This window comes from Paenarthrobacter sp. NPDC089322, assembly GCF_040684895.1.
Classification (GTDB): domain Bacteria; phylum Actinomycetota; class Actinomycetes; order Actinomycetales; family Micrococcaceae; genus Arthrobacter.
In genome coordinates, this window is the sequence record NZ_JBFBGW010000003.1 from 158170 (window position 1) to 183606 (window position 25437).

Here is a 25437-nt window from a genome sequence, read left to right on the forward strand (position 1 = left end):
AAGAAGGACGCTGGAAACCCTAGAGCTTTCCGGCAGCCTTCTTCGCAGTGCACTCCGGGCACAGCCCGAAGATCTCCACCGTGTGGGCGACTTCGGTGAAGCCGTGGTCCGTCGCGGTCCGGGCTGCCCACGTTTCTACAGCGGGCGCCTCCACCTCTACCGCCTTTCCGCAGTTGCGGCACAGCAGGTGGTGGTGGTGTCCCGTGACAGCACACCGGCGGTAGACGGCCTCGCCTTCACCGTTGCGCAGGACGTCAATCAGGCCATCGTCGGCAAGGGATTGAAGAATGCGGTAGGCCGTGGCCAATGACACGGAAATGCCCTTGTTCTGCAGCAGGCGGTACAACTCCTGGGTGCTGACGAAGTCGTCCAATTCATCCAGGGCGGCGCTTACAGCCAAGCGCTGCTTGGTGACGCGCTGCTCCTTGACGCCGCTGGTGGCCGGCGCGGCTGGGCCGGTCGTGGCGGAATTGGTGCCCTGTGGCATTGACAAACTCACTTCCCTGGGGACGCTGGCAAACCCCAATTTTACCAGCCGGGGAAGCTTGGACACTGTCGGAGGCCGCCCCTAGGCTGTCAGCATGAAGCTCACCAAGTACACGCACGCCTGTGTCCGCCTCGAAAAAGCGCAAAGGGTCCTGGTGATTGATCCGGGAACCTTCTCAGAGGCGGAGGAAGCCTTGGCCGGGGCCCATGCGGTACTGGTTACCCATGAGCATAACGATCACATAGATCGGCCGGCGGTGCTTACGGCGCTGCGCAGCGACGCTTCCCTGCAGGTTTACGCTCCGGCCGGTGTAGCCACCGCATTGAAGGAAGCTGCGCTGAAGGAAACTGCCCGGGAAGAAGATGTGGCACGGCGGATCCATGCGGTGGAACCGGGGTCTGAGTTCGAGGTTGCGGGCTTCCATGTCCGGACGTTTGGTGGCCAGCATGCAGTAATCCACGCCCAGATCCCGGTGGTGGCGAACATCGGGTACCTCGTGGATGCAAATGTCTTCCACCCGGGTGACTCGTTCGTGGTTCCGGACGGCATCACGGTCAGTACGCTTCTGGTACCCATCCACGCGCCCTGGTCCAAGGTTGGCGAGGTGGTGGACTTTGTCATTTCCGTGCGTGCTCCCAAAGCATTTCCCGTCCACGACGGCTTGCTCAATGAACTTGGACGCGGAATCGTGGAGGGCCACGTCACCCGGATTGGTGCGCGTTATGGCACCACCTACGAGCGCCTCTCTCCCCGGGAGTCCGTAGACGTCTAGCCGGTCCAGATGCCCGTCTCGTGGAATTGTTCCAGGACAACCTCGTATGGAGCCGGGTCCAGTCCTTTCGCAACCAGCCATTCGTCGTTGTTATAGCTGCCTGCGTAACGATCGCCGGCATCGCACATCAACGAAACGATGCTGCCCTGCCGTCCCTCCGAAACCATGCCGGCCACCAATTGCCAGACGCCCCACAGATTGGTGCCGGTGGAGGGGCCGGCGTGCAGTCCCGTGAGTCGTCGCAGGTGCCGCATCGCCGCCACGGACGCGGCGTCCGGCACCTGGATCATGTGGTCGATCACTGCCGGGACAAAGCTCGGTTCGGCACGCGGCCGGCCGATGCCTTCGATGCGCGAAGGAAGTCCGGTGGCAGCTTCTGCGTTGCCTTCCTTCCACGCCGGGTAGAACGCAGAGTTCTCGGGATCAACCACCGCGAGGCAGGTGCTGTGCCGGTTATAGCGCAGGTAGCGTCCAATGGTTGCGCTGGTCCCTCCGGTTCCGGCACCCACCACGATCCAGTCGGGAACCGGATGTTCTTCAAGCGCCAGTTGCTCGAAGATCGATTCGGCAATGTTGTTGTTGCCCCGCCAATCGGTGGCACGCTCAGCGAAGGTGAACTGGTCCATGTAATAGCCGCCGGATGTCCTTGCGGTTGCTTCCGCTACGGCGTACACCTCGGAAGCGTGGTCGACGAAAAGACACGCACCGCCGAACTCTTCAATGAGCGCGATCTTCTCCGGGCTGGTGGTTTTGGTCATGACCGCGATGAACGGCAAACCGATGAGGCGGGCGAAATACGCTTCGGACACGGCTGTGCTGCCGCTTGAGGCCTCCACAATGGTGGTTCCCTCCGTGATCCAGCCGTTGACCAGTCCGTAGAGGAACAAGGAGCGGGCCAGGCGGTGTTTGAGGCTGCCGGAACGGTGCGTCGACTCGTCCTTCAGGTACAGTTGGACGCCCCAATGCTCCGGCAGCGGAACGGCGTAGAGGTGGGTGTCTGCCGAGCGGTTGTTTTCCGCTTCGATCTTTCGGATGGCCTCGTTGGCCCACGCCCTGTCCTGGATACACGAATTGCTCACCTGACCAGCCTACCGGCGGTGCCGGTGGCCCGGGCTAGGCTGGAAGCCGGGCGCGGAGTTGCGCTGGTCGAGCGAAGGAGAATTGATGGCAACGCTGATGGACGCAGCCGAACTGCACCGCCGCCTGGAGGCCGGGGAGCGCACCGTAATCCTGGATGTCCGCTGGGTGTTGGGGCGCACGGACGGGCGCGACCAATATCTGGCGGGCCATCTTCCCGGCGCTGTGTTTGTCGATCTTCCCAACGAACTTGCAGACCATGCGCGGCCGGAACTGGGCAGGCACCCGATGCCTTCCCGTGAGAAGTTCCAGGAGGTGGCGCGACGTTGGGGCATCAACAACGGCGACACGATCGTTGCTTACGACGACAGCGGGAGCATGGCTGCCGCCCGGGTTTGGTGGATGCTGAGGAACGCCGGGATTGGGTCTGTTCACCTGCTCGACGGCGGCCTGGCCGCCTGGCGGGCGGAGGGTCACCGCGTGGAGGCAGGCGAGGTGCGTCCCGCCGTCGGGGATGTCACCTTGGGCGACGGACATCTGCCAACGATCACCCAAAAGGAAGCCGGGGCATGGCATAGCCGCGGCATTTTGTTGGATGCGCGGGCGGGGGAGCGCTACCGCGGGGAAATTGAACCCGTGGATCCCCGTGCAGGCCACATACCGGGTGCCGTCAGCGCGCCGACTACCGAAAACGTCAGCAGCGACGGTTTTTTCCTGCCGCCTGAGCAGCTTCGGGCACGGTTTGCTCAATTGGGTGTCGGGGAGTCGGCCGACGTCGCCGTCTACTGTGGTTCCGGTGTCACGGCTGCGCACCAGATCGTGGCACTTGAACTTGCTGGTTACCGCGCAGCCCTTTATCCGGGCTCCTTCTCGCAATGGTCGAACACCGCGGGGAATCCCGTGGTGGTGGGCAGCGAGCCGTTCGAAGCAGGTCCGGGAAACGGCCCAAGTGGCACCACCGCCGCTGCCGGGAGTAGCGTCAGAGCATGACGCCCGGACGCCCTGTGCCCCCGCCCCTTGCCAAACCGATCCCCGCCGAACCCGCCACCATCCAAAAGCCTGAAGAATCCGACACAGGCACACTTGCCGCCGCGTACGGTGCGACATCCCCGGACAGCGGCTTGCAGCCCCTGACGGTGGCGCGACGTGCACCCAAAGAGGACGACGTAGAGATCGCCATCGAATTTTGCGGACTGTGCCACTCGGACGTCCATGCAACCCGTGGGGAGTGGCGCTTGCCTCCCTACCCATTGGTTCCCGGGCACGAGATCGTCGGCCGGGTAACCCGCGTAGGTGCCGGCGTGAAAACTTTCAGCCCCGGGGACCGGGTGGGAGTTGGCTGCCTGGTGGACTCCTGCCGGGAATGCGAAAGCTGCCTTGAAGGCCTGGAGCAGTACTGCGAGCGCGGGAACATTGGCACGTATGGGGCCAAGGACCCGCGTAACGGCGACGCGATCACGCAGGGCGGCTACTCGACGTCGGTAGTCGTTGACCGCCGCTTCGTTCTTCGTGTCCCGGAAACCCTGGACGCTGCTGCTGCAGCGCCGCTGTTGTGCGCCGGCATCACAACCTACTCGCCGTTGCGGTACTTCGAGGTCGAGGACGGCGATTCCGTAGGGGTCGTGGGGCTCGGCGGCCTGGGGCATATGGCGGTCAAAATAGCCAAGGCCATGGGCGCCGACGTCACGGTCTTCACCACGTCCGAGTCCAAGTTCGACGCTGCGCGCGAACTTGGTGCCGACCACGTGGTGCTGTCCAAGGACCCGGAGGCCATGGAGGCCGCGAACCGCAGCATCGACATCATTATTGACACTGTTGCGGCGCCGCACGACCTCAACCCCTACTTCCGGACACTCCGTCTCGACGGAGCGCTGTTCCAGTTGGGGCTTCCCGCGGAGGACATGCCTCCCGTCAGCCCCGGGCTGCTTATCCGTCGCCGGCTGGCGTATGCCGGCTCGCTGATTGGCGGGATCGAGGAAACGCAGGAAATGCTGGACTTCTGCGCGGAGCATGGAGTGACCAGCGACGTCGAGGTGGTCAGTGCGGATCAGCTGAACGAAGCGTATGACCGCATGGTGGCGGGCGACGTCAAGTACCGATTCGTGTTGGACACCTCCACACTTCAGGAACCGTCAGAAAGGGCAGACGCATGAGCACGCTGTTCACCAGGATCATCAACGGGGAGATCCCCGGCCGCTTCGTCTGGAAGGACGACGACGTCGTGGCCTTCCTGACGATCGCCCCTATTACTCCAGGACACACCTTGGTGGTACCACGTGAGGAAGTCGACTCGTGGACGCACGCCAGCCCGGAATTGCTGGCCAAGGTCATGGACGTCGCACAGCGCATCGGCAAGGTCCAGGAAGAGCTCTTCGCGGCCAAGAGGGTCGGCGTACTGATGGAAGGATTCGAAGTGGACCACCTGCACGTGCATGTGTGGCCGGCCTACTCCCTGGCGGATTTCGAAGTGCACAACGTGGACCGTAACCCGGACCCCGCAGTCATGGATGCCACGGCCGTCAAGCTGCGGGCAGCTTTGAGGTCTGCCGGCCATGCTGCGTTTGTGCCCGAGGACTAGTCGTTTCATGAGTTAACCCGGCGGTGCTTCATCAGCACCGCCGGGTTCCGTTCAGCTGCTTAGGCAGGCGCCAAGGCTTGGTTGAGAACGGTTCGAATACGCTTCTCGGAGACCGAGTAGGCGGTGCCAAGTTCCCCTGCGAAGAGGCTGACCCGCAGTTCCTCGATCATCCAGCGCACCCGGGTTAACTCCGTCCCGGCCCGGCGACCCGGGAGCAACGCCGAAACGGCGTCATCGTAGTCGTCCTCAAGGGCTTGGATCACAGCCATGTTCAACCCATCCCGTTGGACGTTGCCCGGAAGCTTCTCGAGCCGCTTTTCAATCGCCTGCAGATACCTCGGCAGCTGACTCAGCTGTGCGTAGCCCGTCTGTGCCACAAAGCCCGGGAAGACCAGCTGCTCCAACTGGCTCTTCATGTCGTTAAGGGCGCTGATGAGGGCAAGGCTGGCGTTCGACTTCAGCTGCTTCTGGATGCGCCGGGTACTCGCCAGGATGCGCTCGACGACGGCCGTCACGGTGAAAACTGTATCGATAAGGTCTGCGCGGACTACTTCATACAACGCGTCGAAGGCCTCTTGGTCCCACGGCAGGGCTACCGGCGTGAGTTTGTCGATGGCGGCAAGCGCGCAGTCCGCGATCAGGGCTGCCACGGAGCCGTGCGGGTTCTGGCTGAAGGTCAGTTTCTCCGTATTGCTCAAGTGCTCCAACACGTAACGGTCCGGCGAGGGAATCCGCAGCGCAAGGAGGCGGATCACTCCAGTGCGCATGGCGGCTTCCTGCTCCTGCCGGGTCTGGAAGACCCGAAGGGCGACGGACTTTCCCTCGTCAACAAGGGCGGGGAAACCTGTGACGGCGTGGCCCTTGACCGTTCGGGTAACCTGCCGCTCGATGGTACCGACGTCCCATTGGGTGATTCCTGTACGTTCGGCAACCGCACCGTTAGCGGAGCCCGCGACATCCGCGCCGGAGCTGGCCGGCGTCGGAGTTTGAACTTGTGCAGGGCCGGATGCTCCGGAGTCCTTGCCCTTCTTGGGGCGCGTCGTCGTCGCCGGTGTGGCCCCGAGGGATTCAGCAATGGCGCGACGCGTAGCGGGGGCCAGTTTCTCCTGGAGTCCGGCGAGATCCTTACCTTCGTCCAGGACCTTGCCGCTGCTGTCGACTACTTTGAAACTTACGCGCAGGTGTGGAGGCACTGCGTCCCAGTTCCACGATCCAGGCGGGATGATATGTCCGCGGAGGCGGCGGAGGACCAACTCCAAGGATGGTTCGAGTTCGTCCGTAGCGGGATCGAAATCCGCCGCGAGGGCGGCCGTCGCCTGCCGTGCTACGTCCGGAGCGGGAACGAAGTTCTTCCTCACCTGTTTTGGCAACGATTTGATGAGTGCCGTCACGAGCTCCGTGCGTTGGCCGGGGATCTGCCACCGGAAAGGCGCGTCATCCAGCTGGTTCAGGAACAGCACCGGAACTTCGGCCGTAACACCGTCGGACGGGTTCGGGGCGGAACCGGGAGCTACCGGATGGAATTCATAGCTAAGGGGGAGTTCAAATCCCTTGTGCAACCAGGTCTTCGGGTAGGCCGAATCGTCCAAGGCTTCGGCATCCTCGCTCATCAAGAGCGACTGGTCGAAGTCCAGCAGATGCGGGTCGGATTGGCGGGCCTCCTTCCACCACTTGTCGAAATGCCGCTCTGAGACGACGTCCTTGCCCACCCGGGCGTCATAGAACTCGAAGAGTGTCTGGTCATCCACCAGGATGTCGCGACGACGCATCCGGGTTTCCAGTTCCTCGATTTCCTGAAGAAGGGCACGGTTCCGGTGGAAGAACTTGTGGTGGGTCCGCCACTCGCCCTCCACCAGGGCATGGCGGATAAACAGTTCCCGTGACAATTCGGGATCGATACGGCCGTAGTTGACCCGTCGGTTGGGGATGATCGGCACACCGTACAGCGTGACTTTCTCGTGGGCCATGACGGAACCTTGGCGCGAGGACCAGTGCGGTTCGCTGTAGGAGCGCTTGACCAGGTCCGGGGCAACCTGTTCGGCCCATAGGGGATCGAACCTGGCAGCGACCCGAGCCCACAAGCGGCTGGTTTCCACCAGTTCGGCAGCCATGACGAAGGCCGGAGATTTCTTGAACAAGGCCGAGCCGGGGAAGATGGCGAACCGGGTTCCGCGGGCGCCCGCATATTCACGCTTTCGCTCGTCCAGGAGTCCGATGTGGCTCAGCAGTCCGGACAGCAGGCTGATATGGATGCCCTCATGGTTGCCGACCGGATCGGCCTCGCGCTTGTTGTCAAGCGTGATACCCAGCGGCTTGGCCAGTTGACGCAGTTGCGTAAAAAGGTCCTGCCACTCGCGGATCCGGAGGTAGTTGATGAATTCGTTACGGCAAAGCCTGCGAAATTGCGTCGAGGAGAGTTCCCGCTGCTTTTCCTGGACGTAGTTCCACAGGTTGAGGTACCCGGTGAAGTCGGAGTTCTCGTCCCGGAACCGTGCGTGCTTCTCCGCTGCCAGTTGCTGCTTATCCGTTGGACGTTCGCGCGGATCCTGGATAGTGAGGGCGGCAGCCAGGATCATGACCTCGCGGACACAACCCCGTTTGCCCGCTTCGACGATCATGCGGCCGAGTCTTGGGTCCACCGGCAGCTGGGCAAGTTTCTGCCCGACGGCGGTCAGGCCGCTGCCGGTCCGGGCCTGGTTGCTGCGTGCTTTCCCCGTTGTCCCACCCGGGCCCTCCCGTTGTGCCGTTCCCTGTGGTTGGGTGGCTGTTAGTGCCCCGAGTTCACGGAGGAGTGTGACGCCGTCGTTGATGGCCCGCGAGTCGGGTGGCTCAACAAAGGGAAAGTTCTCCACGTCCTTCGGTCCGCGGGCAACGCCCATGGCCGTCATCTGCAGGATGACGGCAGCGAGGTTGGTCCGCAGAATCTCCGGATCGGTGAACTGCGGTCGGGATTCGTAGTCCTCTTCCGAGTAAAGGCGTATTGCGATGCCTTCCGAAACGCGGCCGCAACGGCCTGAACGCTGATTGGCCGATGCCTGTGACACCCGTTCAATCGGCAAACGCTGCACTTTGGTGCGGTGCGAATACCTGGAGATGCGGGCCGTGCCGGTGTCGATCACATATTTGATGCCCGGGACCGTCAAGGAGGTCTCCGCTACGTTGGTGGCCAGGATGATTCGCCGCTTGCCCCCGGGATTGAAGACACGGTGCTGCTCCTGCAGGCTGAGGCGGGCAAAGAGCGGCAGGACTTCCGTACCGGCAAGTCTGCGGTTGGCCTGTATGCGGCCGTTAATGGCCTCGGCCGCGTCACGGATTTCGCGCTCCCCGGAGAAGAACACGAGGATGTCGCCGGGCGCCTCCTTGGCGAGTTCATCCACGGCGTCGCACACAGCATCCAGCGGGTCGCGGTCTTCTTCCAGTTCGTCGTCTGAACCGTCTTCGTCGGGGTCGGCCGGCTGCGAGAGGGGACGATAACGGATCTCCACGGGGTAGGTCCGGCCGGAGACCTCAAGGATCGGAGCCGGGGATTCCTCGGTTCCGAAGTGTTTGGCAAAGCGCCCGGGGTCGATCGTGGCCGAGGTAATGATGACTTTCAGGTCCGGGCGCTGGGGAAGGATCCGCTTGAGGTAGCCAAGGATGAAGTCGATGTTGAGGCTGCGCTCGTGGGCCTCGTCGATGATGATGGTGCTGTATTTCCTGAGGAGCCTGTCCCGCTGGATTTCGGCCAGGAGGATGCCGTCGGTCATGAGTTTGATCTTGGTGGAAGCGCTCACTTCACCGGTGAAACGGACTTGGAAACCGACTTCCTGGCCGATTTCGACGCCGAGCTCGGATGCGATGCGTTCGGCTACTGTCCTTGCAGCCAGACGGCGGGGCTGGGTGTGGCCGATGAGGCCTTGCTCGCCCAAGCCGAGTTCCAAGCACATCTTGGGGATCTGTGTGGTCTTTCCGGAGCCTGTTTCGCCCGCGATGATGGTCACTTGGTTTGCGGCAATGGCCGCCATCAGGTCCTCGCGGCGCTCCGAAACGGGCAGCTCGGCGGGGTAGGAAATATGAAGTGTCATGGCTGCTGCCAGTCTACTGTGGCTTTCGTTATGAGTCCCCTGCCTCCGTCGCACCACGCGCCGCGGCACTTAGTCGGTGGGAGAGGTGGCGGGCGAAGGATTTGAATTCGGCCGGCTCAAGAATTTCGAAGTCCATGTCCAGGGCGGCCAGTTGTGCGGCCGGCGCCGCGAGGTTGTCCCAACCGGCGCGAAGGATAGTGGCGGTGGGCCCGTCCGGGGACAGGGAAGCGATATGAGGCCCGACGACGGCAGCCACCTCGGCGAGCGGCGCGCGGAGCCGCACCACGACGTCGAACCTGTACGGCGAGCGGGTGATGGACTGCTGAACGTAGGCAGCGAGGTCCTCGGCAGGCAGCGGGCGCGGCACATACTTCTTGCGTTCCGACGGTAAAGACGCGATCCGGTCCGCGCGGAACGTCCGCCAGTCTTCCCTGTCTACGTCCCACGCTACGAGGTACCAGCGCCGGCCGGTATCCACCAACCTGTAGGGCTCCACCAACCGGCGCGCAGAGGCGCCATCGGACTTGACGTAGTCAAAGGAGACTTGGCGGCGGTCCGAGATGGCAGCCGACATGACAGTGAGCTGCTGTGGGTCCACGGATGCAGCGTTGCTGGGAAGAGTGGTGACGGCAGCCTTCAGCATGGCGAACTTGGGCCGAAGCCTGGACGGCAGGACCTGTTCGAGCTTGGCCAACGCGCGGACCGATGCCTCGCCGATCCCGGCGACGGGTCCGGCCGCCACGGCGTTCAGGCCGAGTGCGACCGCCAATGCCTCGTTGTCGTCCAGGAGAAGGGGAGGCAGTTGGGCACCCGCTCCCAATTGATAGCCTCCGGCAATGCCGGGGGAGGCATGTATGGGGTATCCAAGGTTGCGCAGTTTGTCGATGTCCCGCCGGACAGTCCGCTCCGTGACTCCCATTCGGTCGGCAAGGGCAGGGCCTGTCCATTCCCGTCTGACCTGCAACAGGGAGAGAAGCTGGAGGAGGCGGGCGGACGTCTGGATCATGCTGATGAATCTAGCCCACGGAGCAGGGCCCGGAGAACGGACGCTACAGAACGGTAGTGACGGAACATAAGAAGGTCCGCCGATCGCGGAAATCATGGTGGATTCCGTGAACCGGCGGACGTCCGTTGGATGGGCTTGGCACGATCCTTCCCGATTGTCCGGCCTTCGGCTAGTAGATACGGGGATTCCAGTAAGGGGCGCTCGGAGCGTCCAGGGCACTCCAAGGTTCCTTGGAGTTGATGGGTGGATTGTGTCCGCGCCCGTCTTTGAGCAGTGCTGTGACGGTCGCGGCGACGGCGGTGATGAGGACGATGAAGAGGATGATTCCGAAGATTTCCATGGCTCCATCCTTCTCTTGCGGTCCCCCAAGAAACAGTGGCAGAAATGCCCCATTTAGATAATTTTCTGCCACACTGGAGTTATGTTGAAATCAGTAGCCGTGATTGTTGTCCCCAACTTCTCGATCTTTGAGTTCGGCACTGCGTTCGAGGTCTTCGGAATCGATAGATCGGACAGGGGGTCGGGCGTTCCAGCCTTCGACTTCCGGGTGGTTGCTCCCGAACCGGGCGATGTCCGCATGAAATCAGGGCTTTCCCTGCATGTCAGCCAAGGGCTTGAGGCGGCAGCCGATGCGGACCTCGTGATCATGGCACCTTTCGGCAGGGACCAGGAGGTTCCCGAGTCCGTTATGGATGCCCTCCGGGCAGCCCACGCCAGGGGAGCCTGGGTGATGTCGATTTGTTCCGGGGCCTACGCCTTGGCGCGGGCCGGACTCCTGGATGGCCGCAGGTGTACCACCCACTGGCACTACTCGCAGGACCTCGCCCGCCGGTACCCGCAGGCAATCGTGGATGAAAACGTCCTCTATGTCCAGGACGGAACCATCATCACGAGCGCCGGAACCGCGGCAGGGATCGACGCGTGCCTGCACCTCGTCCGCGTGGAGCTTGGAGCCAACGTGGCTGCGGCCATCGCACGGGACATGGTGGTCCCGCCGCATCGCGACGGCGGCCAGGCCCAGTTCATCGACCGGCCCATGCCCCGCTGCGGTTCAGCGCCCATGGAAGAACTCCTTCGCTGGATGGTGGAGCACCTTGACCAAGAGCACAGCGTGAATGAGCTCGCTGCCCGGCTGCATATGTCGCCCAGGACTTTTGCGCGGCGCTTCAGGGCGGAAACGGGCACAACCCCTGCGGCCTGGCTCAACTCCCAGCGGGTGTTGCGCGCGCAGGAACTGCTGGAAACCACGGAACTGAACATCGACGAAATTGCGCGGGAAGCGGGATTCGGTCAATCGGTGCTGCTCCGCCACCACTTCGCCAAAGTGCTGAATACAAGTCCGCAGAGTTACCGCCGTGCGTTCCGGGGCCAGCTGGCGGAAGCGATTTAGCGGCGGGGTCCGATGCGCCCGCGGGTCTCCGATCCCTCAGCTTTGGCGCATTCCACTAGTTCCTGCCAAGGCCCGGTGACGGCGCGGTCCGGCAAGGTGGCGCGGCGTTGTCCTGCCCGGATGGAGTACATGAATTGGTCGGGGTGATTGATTGACCTGGCTTGGTTCTTCGCCTCGTCCCAGGGGCATGCCTCGACCATCGGCAGCCACCGCTCCTTCTCATCGGACGACACGGCGTCGACGATCCATACGCGGGTCATCGCGGCGACGCCCCCGCTGCGTTGGACGGTGATCTTCATGGCGGCTGCTAACGACCTTCCGCGGGATCCAGGCGGGGGAGCATCCGGTCCGGGCCTCCGCCCACTGGTGTTAAACCTTGACCTTCACAGTCTCCCACGCCTTGAGGACGGCGTCATGCTCGGCCGAGCCTGCGCCGAAAAGCTCCTCGGCCGTAGCCACAGTGGTTTTGGCGAACTTGCCAAAAGTGCACGCTACGGGCAAGGCCCCGCTGGTCAACGTTCCGTACCAGATCTGCCCCGGAGCCTCCCACGCATTGCCGCCCAGCTCGGATGCGACCACATAGAAAGCCCTGTTCGGGATGCCGGAATTGATATGGACCCCGCCATTGTCCGCGCTGGTACGGACGTAGGTGTCCATGGAATCAGGCTGGGGATCCTTACCGAGGACATCGTCATCGTAGGCGGTGCCGGGGGCTTTCATTGAGCGCAGGGCCTCGCCTTGGACCTGGTCCGTGAAAAGACCCTCTCCGATGAGCCAGGTGGCCTGCGCTGCAGTCTCCTTCTTGAGGTATTGCTCCACGAGGACGCCGAAGACATCCGACATGGATTCGTTCAACGCCCCGGCCTGGTTCCGGTACGCGAGGTTCGCAGTGTATTGAGTCACGCCATGGGCAAGCTCATGTCCGATGACGCTGACGGACTTGGTGAAGCGCTGGAAGATTTGCCCATCGCCATCGCCGAAGACCATCTGGCTGCCATCCCAGAAGGCATTGTCGTAGAGCTTCCCGTAGTGGACTGTCGCGTCCAGCGCCAGGCCGGCGTCGTCAATTGAATCGCGGCCGAAGATGTCAGCGTACAGGCGATGTGTACCGCCCAGGGCATCGTATGCTTCGTCGGCGGCGGCATCCCCGACGGGAGGCGCCCCTTCCTTCCTGACTACGCGTCCTGGCAGGGTTTCCGAACCGTCGGCATCGAAGACAGTGCGCTTGGGCGGTCCTGGCTTGGCTTGCCTGGCGCTGGGCGGGGCAGCCGGGACCGGGGTGGCGCGGATGGCCTGCAGATCCTTGATGTGCAGGAGCGATTCTTTGGCCGCGCGTGCTACGGCGCGCAACGCGGGTTCATTTTGTGCAGCGATCCTGCGCAGCATGTAAGGCGGAACGATGGAACAGATCACGGCATACCCCTTTTGCTCTCTGCGGCCGCTAACTGACTTCAGCCTAGGAGCGGGGTACGACATTATTGCCTTCCCCTCCCGGCAAGCCCCGAAGTGATAGTGGCAATTCGGGACCTGCGGGAACATCGGGAAAACAAAAAATACCCCGCCAGCTGGACTGGCGGGGTATTGCTTGTGCCCTCGATAGGATTCGAACCTACGGCCTTCTGCTCCGGAGGCAGACGCTCTATCCCCTGAGCTACGAGGGCATCCGGGGTTCCCTCCGTTGCCGGTGGGACGTCCTAGAGCTTAGCAGCCACACAGCCACAAAAGAAAACGCGGCATGGCTTCGAGGGACCAGGATGGAGGTATCCAACAGGTGCCGTGATCTCTTCCGGGCAGGACGCGCGGTTCCGGCCCGTTTCCAGGTTCAGTATCCCGGGTCAGTATCCTGCGAACGAGTCGACGTGTACGCGCCGTGCACCCGCGCCCCTGGCAGCGGCACGCAATGAATCGACGCTGGCCGGAGAACCCGAAACATACACGTCGCGGCTCCCGATATCCGGCACGAGTTCTTTGAGCCGCGCTGAATCTATCCGCGCGGTCCCGGCGTCGTCCATGAAATCCGGTGGAGTGGAACCGTCGGCGAGCCGGGCGATCACCTTTGCCCCGGACGCTTGGAGTTCCTCGCAGGCGGCGAGTTCACTCCGCCCCGAAGCAAGGTAAAGCAACACCGCGTCCCTCGCTGCTGCTTCTGAGGCGAGGTGGGACAGGAAGGGCGTGATCCCGATGCCGGCGGCGATCAGCAGGACCGGTCTTCCGGTGTCGCGTGGTAAGAGAAAGTCCCCGCCCACTGCGGTGGCGGAAACCTTGTCGCCCGGCCTCAGGGCAAGGAGTGTTTTCTTCGCCGTGGAGAGCGGTTCGGCCGTCCCCACACCGAACGTCACCTCGGGAGCGCCCGGCGCGCTGGTGATGCTGAAGACGCGGCGCCTGCCCTTGCCGTCGGAGTGGCTGTGGGGAAGGTTGAGTTCCATGAACTGGCCGGCCGAATACCGGACGGGCCGGCTTGGCTCAAAGCGGAACTCCCGGCTTCCCGGCGTCAGGGCGCGTGAGCCTTTGAAGGTCAACATGACGCCGCCACGCTGGCCCAGGAAGAAGGCCAGGAGATTACCCAGCAAGAGGGCAAGCTCAGGGGAGTTGGCAACGAAGCCAAGGTTGTACGGCACCGCGAAGACCACGCCCACGACGGCCGCCAGCGCCAACTGCTGCCAACGTCGCGGGGGCAACGTGAGCGGCTCCGACAGCATGAAGCCCACGAAGAACAGCAATGGACGCTGGGCGAGCGGCTGCCACAGGGCCTGGCCGACCGACATTCCACGGCTCAGCAGTTCGACGAAAATAATACTTGTGGAAACCACCAGGAAGACCGTGGCCATGAGCATCTTCCGCGTGCGGTACAAAACCGCCAGGACACCCGGCACGAGCAGCCAGAGCATGGCAGGCGTGGCAGCCCACCACGTGGCAATGTTCAAGCCGGTCAGTCCCGTAATGAAGGCCCCGGCGGCTGCCGGGTTAAAAATGTGGCGGCCGCGGAATGCGAGTGCGTACTTGGAAACACTTGCCAGGACACATGCCAATGCCACCCCCGCCACGTCAGCGGGAACGAACGTTGGCCAGAAGAGGAAATACAACAGGAGACCGGTGATGAGTGAGGACTCCGAGTGCGGCGTGGTCCGGAACAGGAGTGCCAGGAGGCGATTCGACGCGTAGGTGGCGCCCAGGCACAAGGCGAGGTGCACCAGCATCTGGGGGATTCCGAAAGTCAGCCATCCCAGGGCGTTCAGGAGGAGGCTGTAGCCCACCAGCACGCCGAGCACCCACAGGATGAGCCGGTACATGGTGAATCGTCCGAGCCACGTGTCCAATCGCGATTTCGCTGCGTTCATGTGAACAGTTTCCCCTCAAAGCCGTCCGAAAATGTGGCAGCGCCGCTTGACACCACGCGCAGCCACGAGAAGTCGAACTCTGCTTCCAGCGTTGCCGGTTCCACCATGAAAAGAGCGGTGGCCAGGGCATCGGCAACCATGGCGCTCGCCGCCATCGTCCAGGTGGCGATGGTGGTCCGGATCGGCCGTCCCGTGCTTCCGTCCAGAACATGGTGCAGGCCATCCCCCCAGGCACGGCGGTTGGTCGAGGACGCACAGAGAGCCGAATTCTGCAGTTCGAGAATCCCGATGGCCTGCGCAGTGTTGTAGGGATGCTCCAACGCGACGGTGACGGGTTGGTTTCCGGCGTGCAGCATGTCGCCGCTGCCATCCACAAGGAAGTCGGAATGACCGGCAGAGCGCAGGATGCTTCCCAGCAGGTCGACGAGTTGGCCCTTGCCTGCAGCTCCGATGTCCAGGACCAGCGGTTCCTTGGCGACGAGTGCAGTACCACTCCAATCCAGGGCATCCTCCCATCGTGGCGGGGCCTCTGCCGGGCCCGAGGGGGCCAGCGAATATGCGGCGTCATAGCCCAGCCGTGACAGGCTGCTGCCGATCAGTGGTGTGACTGCGCCATTGCTGAGCCGGTACAAAGCCTCGTAGATGTTGCGGAGCGCGGCAGCGTGCCCGGGCAGTTCGACGCGGCCCGGCTTGGTCGCCAGCCCGGACACCAACGAATCCTGCCTGAACCGTGAATACGTTTGGTCGTATTCCTCTACGGCGTCCAGCAGTTGGCGCCGCACTCCCGTATCCAGCCCGGCCGCCGTCGAAATCTCCCACCGGGTCCCGATCCCGTCGAAGCTGAAGCTGCTCCAGCCCGGGTGCGGCATCGCTGCTACTTCGCCTGGGACTTGATTTGCTGGACGGCGTCGTTGAAGCCGCCGGACGTCAACGACGAGCCGGCCACTTTGGAAACGTTGAGTTCGTCGATGTTCTTGCCGACGATCTGTGCCGAGATGCCGCCGGCAAACTCGCCCTGGAACTTCTTGGTGTTGGGGTTGGACGGGTGGACAGTGATGTTCACTGCCGAGACCGTGCCGCCGGCGAGCGTAAGCTCAACCCCCACTGTTTCCTGGCCGTTGGGAGAGGTATACGTTCCGTCAGCGCTGTACGTGCCGTCCTTGTACGTCGACGTTCCGCTTGTTCCGGCAGTAGTGGATGAAGGGCTGCTGGTTGAAGCCTGTCCGCCGTTTTCGGTAGCGGGCGTCTGCGTGGACGGCTGCGACGTGGGGGCGCAGGCCGCCGCCGCTCCCATGATGGAAAGGCCGGCGATACCGACGAAAAGGCTCTTGCGGAGTGGCGTAGTCATGGTTCTGCTCGTTTCAAGTGGGCGCTTCGACTGGGACATAGGGTGATGGGATTTCGACTGAATCATGGACTGGGACTGAAACACGGACAGGGACACTGGACGGCCGTCAAGGCCACTTCCTACGTGTTCACAACGTTGGATTCAGCGTAATGGTTCAGCCTGTGCCCGAAGACAGCCATTCCTGTGCCCCGGCTGTGCACGGTTTTTCCACATGGACGACCTCGAATTCCGCGTCTTTGCAGGCCCCCGGTAGGCTAGATGCGTGACTCCCGAAGAACTCTCTGCTGCCATATCCACCTGCCTCAAGGACGCCGTGTCTGCCGGCGAAATCGCCTTGGCGGAATCTGCCGTACCCGACGACGTCCGGGTGGAGCGACCCAAGAACAGGGATCACGGAGACTGGGCCACCAACATCGCGCTGCAGCTGGCCAAGCAGGCCGGTACCAACCCGCGCGAGTTTGCTGGAATCCTCAGCAATCACCTGCAGGGAATCCCGGGCGTGACCGGCGTGGAAATCGCAGGGCCCGGGTTCCTGAACATCACAGTGGATGCCGCTACGGCCGGAGCGCTCGCCAAGGTGATCGTCGAGGCAGGGTCCGCCTACGGCACCAACCAAGCGCTCGCAGGCCACGTGGTCAACATGGAGTTCGTCTCGGCAAACCCCACCGGCCCCCTGCACATCGGCCACACTCGCTGGGCCGCCCTGGGCGACGCCATTGCCAGGGTGCTGCGGGCTTCCGGTGCCGACGTCACGGCCGAGTACTACATCAACGACGCCGGTTCGCAGATGAACGTCTTTGCCAACTCGGTCCTTTCCCGGCTCCACGGCCGTGCCGTTCCCGAGGGCGGTTACCCCGGGGAATACATCCGTGAGCTTGGTGACGAAGTCCTCAAGGCGCATCCGGACATCCGCGAACTCACTGACGAAGCCGCGCTTCCTGTCATCCGCGCCGCCGCCTATGAAGCGCAGATGATCGACATCAAGAACACCCTGGCCGATTTCGACGTCGAGTTCGATGTCTTCTTCTCCGAGCAGGAACTGCACGACGCCGGAGCTATCGAGTCTGCAGTCGCCCGCCTTCGGGAACAAGGGCATGTGTTCGACGACGGAGGGGCGGTATGGTTGCGCACCACCGATTTCGGCGACGACAAAGACCGCGTCATGATCCGAGCCAATGGCGAACCGACGTACTTCGCCGCGGACGCTGCCTACTACCTGTCCAAGAAGGACCGCGGGTTCACCGAAAAGATCTACCTGCTCGGTGCCGACCACCACGGTTACATCAACCGGTTGAAGGCTATCGCCGCCTGCGCAGGGGACGACCCCGAGGTCAACATCGAGGTCCTGATCGGACAGTTGGTCTCCGTCAACGGAGCCAAGCTGTCCAAGCGCGCTGGCAACATCATCGAACTCAAGGACCTTATTTCCTGGCTGGGCAAGGACGCAGTCCGCTATTCCCTGGCCCGTTTCCCCGCGGATTCGCCGCTGACGCTTGACCCCGAACTGCTCAAGAAGAACAGCAACGAGAACCCGGTCTTCTACGTCCAGTATGCGCACGCCCGCTCCCGCGGTACGGCACGGAATGCAGCAGAAGCCGGCGTCGACCGTTCGGTGTTCGATGCGGCGTTGCTGGACCATGAGACCGAAAACGAGCTCCTGTCGTACCTTGGCAGCTACCCGTCGATTGTTGCCAAGGCTGCGGAACTTCGTGAACCGCACCGTGTTGCCCGGCATCTTGAGGTTATCGCCGGTGCTTATCACCGCTGGTACGACGCCTGCCGCGTATCGCCGCAGGGCGACGAGCCTGTGCAGGATGTCAACCGCACGCGGCTGTGGCTCAACGACGCCACCAGCCAGGTACTGGCCAACGGACTCGACTTGCTGGGCGTTTCGGCGCCGGAACGGATGTAGCGCAAATGAACCCGTCACACGAATCTCCGCTTGCGCCTGAATGGTTGGCTGTTCCCGAAGACCTCAACGCGCTTCAGTCGCCTCTGTGGGCGGCCGGAGTGGAGAAGAACGACGCCGGTGAAGTCACCATTGACGGGATCGCCGTCAGTAAGCTCAAGGAACAGTTCGGTACACCGCTTTTCGTCATGAGCGAATCAGACTTCCGGTCCCGTGCCCGCGCTTTCAAGGAGGCGTTCGACGCCGCCTTTGCGGACATCTGCGGGGGCGTGGACGTCTACTACGCCGGCAAGTCCTTCCTTTGCACGGCCGTTGCCGCTTGGGTGGTGGAGGAAGGTCTCCGCTTGGACACGTGCTCCGGCGGAGAGTTGGCTGTGGCCACACACGCCGGCATCCCGGGCGCCAAGTTGAGCTTGCACGGCAACAACAAGTCCGACGCCGAAATCAACCGTGCGCTGGACCTGAAGCTCGGCAGGATCGTGGTGGACAGCCTCGATGAGCTGGAGCGGGTGGCAAAGATCGCCTCCAGCCGCGGTGAAACCGCAAAGGTGATGCTGCGCCTCACACCCGGAGTGCACGCCCACACCCATGAGTTCATCGCCACTGCGCACGAAGACCAGAAATTTGGTCTCTCCATGGCCGAAGACTCCACGGAAGAAAAGGGCTTGTCCGCTGCCGAAGAGGCCGTGGCAGCAGCGACGTCGTATCCCAGCGTGGAACTCCTGGGGTTGCATTGCCATATCGGATCCCAGATATTCGAGCCCGACGGTTTTGCCCTGGCTGCAGTGAAACTGCTGGGCTTCCAGGCCGCCATGCAGGCCAAGTACTCCATCGTCATGCCGGAACTCGATCTTGGGGGCGGCTACGGAATCGCGTACACGCCTGTGGACACGCCCCGCCCGCCGGCAGACATCGCGCAGGCGATGGCCGCCGTCGTACGTTCCACGTGTGCCGAACTCGGCATCGATTCACCCCGTATCTCCATCGAACCCGGGCGCGCGATCGTTGGCAGCACCACCTTCACGTTGTACGAGGTAGGCACCCTGAAAACCATTCGTGTTGACGTCCCCTCCGGTAAGGAGGACGAGGAAAACGTTACGTATCCCCGCCGCTATGTGTCGGTGGACGGTGGCATGAGCGACAACGCCCGTCCGGTGCTTTACGACGCGGATTATTCGGCGATTTTGGCTTCCCGCGGGTCTGACGCTGCTCCGCAGCTGTCCCGCGTAGTGGGCAAACATTGCGAGAGCGGCGACATAGTTGTTAGAGATGTATATCTGCCCGCGGATGTGGCAGCCGGTGATTTGCTCGCAGTACCGGGTACCGGCGCCTACTGCTGGGCCCTCTCCAGCAACTACAACTACCTGGCCCGGCCAGGAGTCGTCGCTGTGCGCGACGGAGCCGCCAGGCTCATTGTCCGCGGGGAAACCGAAGAAGATCTCTTGAACCGTGACATGGGAGTGGCGAATGTCTGAAGTGCGAAACCTGAAGGTGGCCCTGCTGGGCTGTGGCAACGTGGGGGCCCAGGTCGCGCGGATTCTGATTGACGACGCCGAGGCACTCGCTGCACGCAGCGGTGCCCGGCTGGAACTGTCCGGCATCGCAGTGCGGAATCCGGACTCGCCCAGGGACGTCAACTTGCCCCGTGACTTGTTCACCACCGATGCCGAAACGCTCGTCAAGGACGCAGACCTCGTCATCGAGCTCATGGGTGGAATCGAGCCGGCACGTTCGCTGATCCTGACCGCCATCCAGAACGGCGCCTGCGTCGTCACGGGCAACAAGGCCCTCCTCGCACAGGACGGTCCCACACTCTACGAAGAGGCCGACAAAGCCGGCGTCCAGTTGTCCTACGAAGCCGCAGTGGCAGGGGCCATCCCCATCCTGCGGCCCATCCGCGACAGCCTTTCCGGTGACCGCATCACCCGGGTCCTCGGCATCGTCAACGGAACCACCAACTTCATCCTTGACCAGATGGACAGCACCGGCGCGCAGTTCGCCGATGCCCTCGCTGAAGCCCAGCGCCTTGGTTATGCCGAAGCTGATCCGACCGCAGATGTCGAAGGCCATGATGCTGCGGCCAAGGCAGCGATCCTGGCCTCGCTGTCCTTCCACACGCGGTTCTCGCTGGATGACGTCTACTGCGAAGGCATCACCAAGGTCAGCGCAGAGGACATCGCCTCCGCCAAGGAAGCCGGCTTCGTCATCAAGCTTCTCGCCATTGCCGAGAAGATCGAGACACAAGATGACGGCGACGGGATCTCCGTCCGGGTGCACCCCACACTCCTGCCCCGTGAACACCCGCTGGCAGCTGTGCGCGGCGCCTTCAATGCCGTTTTCATTGAAGCCGAAAACGCCGGCGAACTGATGTTCTACGGCCAGGGCGCGGGCGGCACTCCTACGGCGTCGGCCGTCCTGGGCGACCTCGTGTCGGCAGCGCGCCGGCTGGTCCTCGGCGGGCCTGGCCGCACCGAAACCACCACGGGACACGTTCCTGCCCTGCCGATCGACGCTTCGAACACCAGCTATTACATCGGCCTGGACGTAGCGGACCAGGCGGGTGTGCTGGCACGCATCGCGCACATCTTTGCCGAGAACGGTGTCTCAATCGAGATCATGCGCCAAACGATCCACCGCGATGCTGCCTCGAACGTTGAGTCGGCCGAGCTGAAAATCGTGACGCACCGTGCGTCCGAAGCTGCACTCGCAGCAACCGTGGAGGCCGTGAAAGGCCTCGACGTCATCAATTCTGTAACATCCGTTCTGCGGGTAGAAGGGGTCTAAGTGGCTCACCAATGGCGCGGAGTAATCCGTGAATACGCTGATCGTTTGCCCGTAACGGAAGCCACCAAGGTCATTTCGCTCGGAGAGGGCGGCACGCCGCTGGTCCACGCCCGGAAGCTTTCGGAGCTTACCGGCTCCGAGGTCTACCTCAAGGTCGAAGGCATGAACCCCACGGGTTCCTTCAAAGACCGCGGCATGACCATGGCCATGACCGCTGCGGTGGAGGCCGGGGCGAAGGCCGTTGTGTGCGCGTCCACGGGAAACACCTCCGCTTCGGCGGCCGCCTATGCGACTGCTGCCGGCCTCAAGTGCGCAGTCCTGGTCCCTGAGGGCAAGATCTCCATGGGTAAGCTCAGCCAGGCCATCGCCCATGGTGCCACGCTGCTGCAGGTGGACGGCAACTTCGACAACTGCCTGGACATCGCCCGCAAGCTGGGTGAGTCCTACCCGGTCTTCCTGGTGAACTCCGTCAACCCTGCCCGTATCCAGGGCCAGAAGACCGGCGCCTTCGAAGTGGTGGACTCCTTGGGCGACGCTCCGGATATCCACGTGCTGCCCGTCGGCAACGCCGGCAACATCAGCGCCTACTGGAAGGGTTACAAGGAGTACTCCGCTCCGTTCGAAACCGCCAACGGGACACTGCCTGCCGTTTCCACCAAGACTCCCGTCATGTGGGGTTTCCAGGCTGCCGGTGCCGCGCCCTTCGTTGCCGGCCACCCGATCACCGAACCCGACACCATCGCCACGGCCATCCGTATCGGCAACCCCGCCTCGTGGGAAACCGCCGTAGCCGCCCGCGATGAGTCCGGCGGCTTGATCGAAGCCGTCACCGATGACGAAATCCTGGCAGCGCACCGTTGGTTGTCGTCCAAGGAAGGCGTCTTCGTTGAGCCCGGCTCCGCCGCCGGCGTCGCAGGCCTGATTAAGAAGCACGCAGCCGGTGAGGTTCCCTCAGGCAAGACCATCGTCATCACCGTCACCGGGCACGGACTGAAGGACCCGCAGTGGGCCCTCCGCACCGAAGACGGCAGTGACGTGCAGCCCGTCAAGGTGCCCAACGACGTCGTTACCGTTGCAGCAGAACTGGGACTGGAAGAAAAGTAAGAGTGGAATCAACGCAGCCCACCGCGACCGATCGTGCACTCGTCGCGGTAGGCCAGCGGCTGACCGTCAAGGTCCCCGGTACGAGTGCCAACCTGGGCCCCGGCTACGACAGCCTCGGCCTGGCCCTGTCCATATACGACACCTTGACGGTCGAAACGCTCGGCACCGGAGAGCTCGAATTCGAGCTCTCCGGTGAGGGCGCCGAAACCCTTCCCCGCGATGCCAGTCACCTGGTGGTCCGCGCCATTGACCTCGCGTTGGAGCGATTGGGCTTCCAGCGTTCCGGACTCAAAATCACGGCGGACAACGTCAATCCGCACGGACGCGGACTAGGTTCCTCTGCCTCCGCTGTAGTTGCTGCGGTGACGGCGGCAAACGCGCTGGTTCCCGAAGACGCCCGGCAGGGACGCGACTGGATCCTGCAGCTGACCAGCGAGATCGAAGGCCACCCGGACAACGTCGCACCCGCCATTTTCGGCGGACTGGCGCTGTCGTGGCAGGACAGCGAGCAGTACAGCAGCACCCGTGCCGACGTCGCTCCTTCCGTTGTTCCCGTTGTTGCCGTTCCGGATTACGAACTCTCCACGGAGACCGCCCGAGGCCTCTTGCCCGCATCGGTAGGACATCACGCCGCGGCAATGAACTCCGGACGCGCAGCGCTGCTCATCCACGCGTTGACCAGTAAGCCGGAGTTCCTGCTGCCGGGCACGGAGGACTACCTCCACCAGAGCTACAGGGCAGAGGCAATGCGTCCCAGCGCCGACCTCATCGCAGCCCTGCGGAACGCCGGATATGCCGCTGTTGTTTCCGGGGCCGGTCCCACCGTCATGGTCCTTGCGAACGGCGAAAGCGAAGCAGCCGCCGTGGTTGAACACATCAACGCGTTCACGGCAGCGAACACACCGGATGTCGGTTGGCGCGTGATGACGCTGGCTGTCGACGTCGAAGGTGCTAGAGTGGAAGTGCACCGCCGGTAAAGCCGCGGGCAGTTCCCTGATTTTGGATCTCGGTGGTATTGCCGTTCCTTTCGTCAACTGCGTCAACGTCTGGTGGTGCCGTCTCCTTCCGGCCTGTCTCAGGTTCCGCAGATTTCTCTCTGTTCCCTGAATAGTCAGTCGGCTGTTCCAGGTAGCTGGATCCAGTGAAGACGAATCAGTATCCGGCCCTGTTGGCCACAATCCATCAGGCACGGCCGAAATCACCGGCTGCAGATCTGAACTGCAGCCCAGAACAAATCATCGCGTCCAGCTCTCGCTCTGGACGCCGTCGAGGGGGAAGGATCCTTCGTGACAGAAACCACTGAGCTGGCTTCAGCTGTGGACACCGCATCTTCTGCTGCCGAGTCGTCAACGGCAGCAACCACCAAGAGCAGCGGCCTTGCCGGCCTTAAGCTCGCCCAGCTTCAGGCTCTTGCGAGCCAGTTGGGGATCTCCGGTGGATCCCGTATGCGCAAGGGGGACCTGGTCACCGCCATTTCCGCCCACCGCGCCGGTACCTCGACCACCAAGGCGCCTGCGGCCGGAAAGGGCGCTTCCGCGTCGGCCAAGGCAACCACCGCCGAGCCCGCGGAAGCGCCGGCAACCAAGGCCAAGACCGCCGTCGAAAGCGCACCCGCCGCTACTGACGCCACGGCTGATACGGCTGTCCAGGAAGTACCGCGTGCAAGGGGCCGTGGCCGTAGCCGCCGTGCCACGAGCGACGGCGTCGTGGCAGCCGGCGCCGAGGCTCCAACGGCACCGGCTGAGGTCGAGGCAGCTCCGGCTCCCGAAGCACCGGCAGCACCGGAAGCCGGCGAATCCGCAACCGAGCGCCGTCAGCCTCGTACCCGTAACCGCCGCCGCGCCGAAGCAGCTCCGGCCGATGCCGCGGAAACGCAGGCGCCCGAGCAGCGGGCTGAGCAGCGCGAAGCCCGCACCGAACAGCGCGAAGCCCGCGGAGAACGTGCCGAACAGCGCGAAGCCCGCACCGAGCGCGCAGAGCGCACGGAACAGCGCGAACAGGCCGAATCCGGAGACCAGCAGCCGCGTGAGCGCCGGGACGGTTCCCGCGGGCGCCGTGACGACACCGACGGCGAAGAGACCGGCAACCGCCGCAACCGCCGCAACCGTCGTGACCGCAGCGAACAGAATGACCGGGGCGACCGTCGTGGCGGCCAGGACAGCCGCGACGGCAACACCCGCAGCGACCGTTTCCGCGACCGCAACGAACGTCGTCGTGGACGTGCCCAGGGACCGGATGTCGATGACATCGAAGTCACCGAAGACGACGTCCTGCTGCCCGTTGCCGGCATCCTCGACGTCCTGGAGAACTACGCATTCATTCGTACGTCCGGCTACCTCCCCGGAGCCAACGACGTCTATGTTTCCCTCGCCCAGGTAAAGAAGTACAACCTGCGCAAGGGCGACGCCGTGGTTGGTGCCATCCGGGCTCCGCGTGAAGGCGAAGACCGCAACCAGCAGTCCTCGCGCCAAAAGTTCAATGCGCTGGTCCGTGTGACGTCCGTCAACGGCAAGACGCCTGAAGAACTCAAGGACCGCGTTGAGTTTGCCAAGCTGGTTCCGCTTTACCCGTCCGAGCGCCTTCGCCTCGAGACCGACCCGAAGAAGATCGGCCCCCGTGTCATCGACCTCGTGGCCCCTATTGGCAAGGGTCAGCGTGGCCTGATCGTCTCCCCGCCCAAGGCCGGCAAGACGCTCATCCTGCAGTCCATCGCGAACGCCATCACCACCAACAACCCTGAGGTCCACCTCATGATGGTGCTGGTCGATGAACGTCCGGAAGAAGTCACGGACATGCAGCGCACCGTCAAGGGCGAGGTCATTGCCTCCACCTTCGACCGTCCCGCCGACGACCACACCACGGTTGCCGAGCTCTCCATCGAACGCGCAAAGCGCCTCGTTGAAATGGGCATGGACGTCGTTGTCCTCCTGGACTCCATGACCCGCTTGGGCCGTGCGTACAACCTGGCAGCACCGGCCTCCGGCCGTATCCTGTCCGGTGGTGTGGACTCCGCAGCCCTTTACCCGCCCAAGCGTTTCTTCGGTGCCGCCCGCAACATCGAAAACGGTGGCTCACTCACCATCCTTGCAACCGCGCTCGTCGAGACCGGCTCCAAGATGGACGAAGTCATCTTCGAAGAGTTCAAGGGCACCGGCAACATGGAACTCCGTCTGTCCCGCCAGTTGGCAGACAAGCGCATCTTCCCGGCCGTGGACGTTAACGCGTCCGGCACGCGACGCGAAGAGAACCTGCTGTCGGCTGAAGAAGTCAAGATCATGTGGAAGCTGCGCCGCGTCCTCTCCGGACTGGAGCAGCAGCAGAGCCTCGAGCTGCTGACCAACAAGATCCGGGAAACGCAGAGCAACGTCGAGTTCCTCATGCAGGTTCAGAAGACGACGCTCGGAGCAAAGTCGGACAACGACAAGTAGCTGCTCTTACCGCTCAAAATATGCCGGCCCCGCCCCTTCGCCGGGTGGCTTGCGATCTGCGATCCCAAGCCACCCGGCTCCGGCAGGCCATAAGAGAGATGACGAGGGCCCCGACCTGAGCTTGCGAAGGTTGGGAGTCATCGAACGCACTC

Annotated in this window: 21 protein-coding genes and 1 tRNA gene; 11 read left to right on the forward strand and 11 right to left on the reverse strand. The window is 63.2% G+C overall.

The genetic code is table 11. The annotated features are described in order from the left end of the window. Positions 1–19: 19 nt before the first annotated feature. The gene (locus AB0N65_RS04700) at positions 20–487 is read right to left on the reverse strand and encodes a Fur family transcriptional regulator (RefSeq protein WP_364158855.1); all 468 of its coding nucleotides are present in this window, start codon (positions 485–487) and stop codon (positions 20–22) included. Between the two features lie 94 nt (positions 488–581). Between AB0N65_RS04700 and AB0N65_RS04705 the strand changes: the two genes are divergently transcribed. After that, the gene (locus AB0N65_RS04705) at positions 582–1259 is read left to right on the forward strand and encodes an MBL fold metallo-hydrolase (RefSeq protein WP_364158362.1); all 678 of its coding nucleotides are present in this window, start codon (positions 582–584) and stop codon (positions 1257–1259) included. Here AB0N65_RS04705 and AB0N65_RS04710 read toward each other — a convergent pair. Beyond that, positions 1256–2338 carry a PLP-dependent cysteine synthase family protein gene (locus AB0N65_RS04710; RefSeq protein ID WP_364158365.1) on the reverse strand — a complete coding sequence of 361 codons (1083 nt, stop codon included), beginning with the start codon at positions 2336–2338 and terminating at the stop codon, positions 1256–1258. The genes AB0N65_RS04705 and AB0N65_RS04710 overlap by 4 nt on opposite strands. Positions 2339–2423: 85 nt before the next feature. Here AB0N65_RS04710 and AB0N65_RS04715 point away from each other — a divergent pair, with 85 nt between their 5' ends. The 3 genes from AB0N65_RS04715 to AB0N65_RS04725 are packed head-to-tail and all read left to right on the forward strand — an operon-like array spanning position 2424 to position 4914. After that, positions 2424–3326 (forward strand): sulfurtransferase, encoded by a 903-nt coding sequence (locus AB0N65_RS04715; RefSeq protein WP_364158368.1) that lies wholly within the window; start codon positions 2424–2426, stop codon positions 3324–3326. Continuing rightward, on the forward strand, positions 3323–4489 hold the full coding sequence (locus tag AB0N65_RS04720) for an NAD(P)-dependent alcohol dehydrogenase (RefSeq protein WP_364158370.1): 1167 nt from the start codon (positions 3323–3325) through the stop codon (positions 4487–4489). Before AB0N65_RS04715 ends, AB0N65_RS04720 begins: the two co-directional genes overlap by 4 nt. Beyond that, the gene (locus AB0N65_RS04725) at positions 4486–4914 is read left to right on the forward strand and encodes an HIT family protein (RefSeq protein ID WP_364158373.1); all 429 of its coding nucleotides are present in this window, start codon (positions 4486–4488) and stop codon (positions 4912–4914) included. Before AB0N65_RS04720 ends, AB0N65_RS04725 begins: the two co-directional genes overlap by 4 nt. Before the next feature lie 59 nt (positions 4915–4973). On the opposite strand, the gene hrpA is transcribed toward AB0N65_RS04725, so the two are convergent. The 3 genes from hrpA to AB0N65_RS04740 form a co-directional block, all read right to left on the reverse strand. Further along, the gene (gene hrpA / locus AB0N65_RS04730) at positions 4974–8978 is read right to left on the reverse strand and encodes an ATP-dependent RNA helicase HrpA (RefSeq protein ID WP_364158376.1); all 4005 of its coding nucleotides are present in this window, start codon (positions 8976–8978) and stop codon (positions 4974–4976) included. A gap of 28 nt (positions 8979–9006) precedes the next feature. After that, positions 9007–9984 (reverse strand): transcriptional regulator, encoded by a 978-nt coding sequence (locus tag AB0N65_RS04735; protein WP_364158378.1) that lies wholly within the window; start codon positions 9982–9984, stop codon positions 9007–9009. A 169-nt stretch (positions 9985–10153) separates the two neighbouring features. Then, positions 10154–10324 carry a hypothetical protein gene (locus AB0N65_RS04740; protein ID WP_364158381.1) on the reverse strand — a complete coding sequence of 57 codons (171 nt, stop codon included), beginning with the start codon at positions 10322–10324 and terminating at the stop codon, positions 10154–10156. A gap of 81 nt (positions 10325–10405) precedes the next feature. Here AB0N65_RS04740 and AB0N65_RS04745 point away from each other — a divergent pair, with 81 nt between their 5' ends. After that, on the forward strand, positions 10406–11374 hold the full coding sequence (locus AB0N65_RS04745) for a helix-turn-helix domain-containing protein (protein ID WP_364158384.1): 969 nt from the start codon (positions 10406–10408) through the stop codon (positions 11372–11374). On the opposite strand, the gene AB0N65_RS04750 is transcribed toward AB0N65_RS04745, so the two are convergent. The 6 genes from AB0N65_RS04750 to AB0N65_RS04775 form a co-directional block, all read right to left on the reverse strand. After that, on the reverse strand, positions 11371–11673 hold the full coding sequence (locus tag AB0N65_RS04750) for a protealysin inhibitor emfourin (protein WP_364158387.1): 303 nt from the start codon (positions 11671–11673) through the stop codon (positions 11371–11373). The genes AB0N65_RS04745 and AB0N65_RS04750 overlap by 4 nt on opposite strands. 70 nt (positions 11674–11743) lie before the next feature. After that, the gene (locus tag AB0N65_RS04755) at positions 11744–12787 is read right to left on the reverse strand and encodes a M4 family metallopeptidase (RefSeq protein WP_364158390.1); all 1044 of its coding nucleotides are present in this window, start codon (positions 12785–12787) and stop codon (positions 11744–11746) included. A gap of 175 nt (positions 12788–12962) precedes the next feature. Then, positions 12963–13035 (reverse strand) — tRNA-Arg (locus tag AB0N65_RS04760). Positions 13036–13209: 174 nt separating this feature from the next. Further along, positions 13210–14712 (reverse strand): oxidoreductase, encoded by a 1503-nt coding sequence (locus AB0N65_RS04765; RefSeq protein WP_364158393.1) that lies wholly within the window; start codon positions 14710–14712, stop codon positions 13210–13212. Further along, entirely contained in the window at positions 14709–15581 is an 873-nt protein-coding gene (locus AB0N65_RS04770; protein ID WP_364158396.1) for an FAD:protein FMN transferase, read from the reverse strand. Before AB0N65_RS04770 ends, AB0N65_RS04765 begins: the two co-directional genes overlap by 4 nt. 5 nt (positions 15582–15586) lie before the next feature. Beyond that, positions 15587–16060: a hypothetical protein gene (locus AB0N65_RS04775; RefSeq protein WP_364158399.1), complete on the reverse strand. Its 474-nt coding sequence runs from the start codon at positions 16058–16060 to the stop codon at positions 15587–15589. Positions 16061–16322: 262 nt separating this feature from the next. On the opposite strand from AB0N65_RS04775, the gene argS reads away from it, so the two are divergent. From argS to rho, 6 genes are all read left to right on the forward strand, one after another. Beyond that, positions 16323–17972: an arginine--tRNA ligase gene (gene argS, locus AB0N65_RS04780; RefSeq protein ID WP_364158402.1), complete on the forward strand. Its 1650-nt coding sequence runs from the start codon at positions 16323–16325 to the stop codon at positions 17970–17972. Positions 17973–17977: 5 nt separating this feature from the next. Beyond that, positions 17978–19444 (forward strand): diaminopimelate decarboxylase, encoded by a 1467-nt coding sequence (gene lysA, locus AB0N65_RS04785; RefSeq protein WP_364158405.1) that lies wholly within the window; start codon positions 17978–17980, stop codon positions 19442–19444. After that, entirely contained in the window at positions 19437–20753 is a 1317-nt protein-coding gene (locus tag AB0N65_RS04790) for a homoserine dehydrogenase (RefSeq protein ID WP_364158408.1), read from the forward strand. Before lysA ends, AB0N65_RS04790 begins: the two co-directional genes overlap by 8 nt. Continuing rightward, positions 20754–21857: a threonine synthase gene (gene thrC, locus AB0N65_RS04795; RefSeq protein ID WP_364158411.1), complete on the forward strand. Its 1104-nt coding sequence runs from the start codon at positions 20754–20756 to the stop codon at positions 21855–21857. A gap of 2 nt (positions 21858–21859) precedes the next feature. Beyond that, positions 21860–22834: a homoserine kinase gene (gene thrB, locus AB0N65_RS04800; RefSeq protein ID WP_364158414.1), complete on the forward strand. Its 975-nt coding sequence runs from the start codon at positions 21860–21862 to the stop codon at positions 22832–22834. A 309-nt stretch (positions 22835–23143) separates the two neighbouring features. Beyond that, on the forward strand, positions 23144–25285 hold the full coding sequence (rho, locus tag AB0N65_RS04805; RefSeq protein WP_364158417.1) for a transcription termination factor Rho: 2142 nt from the start codon (positions 23144–23146) through the stop codon (positions 25283–25285). The last annotated feature ends 152 nt before the right edge of the window (positions 25286–25437 follow it).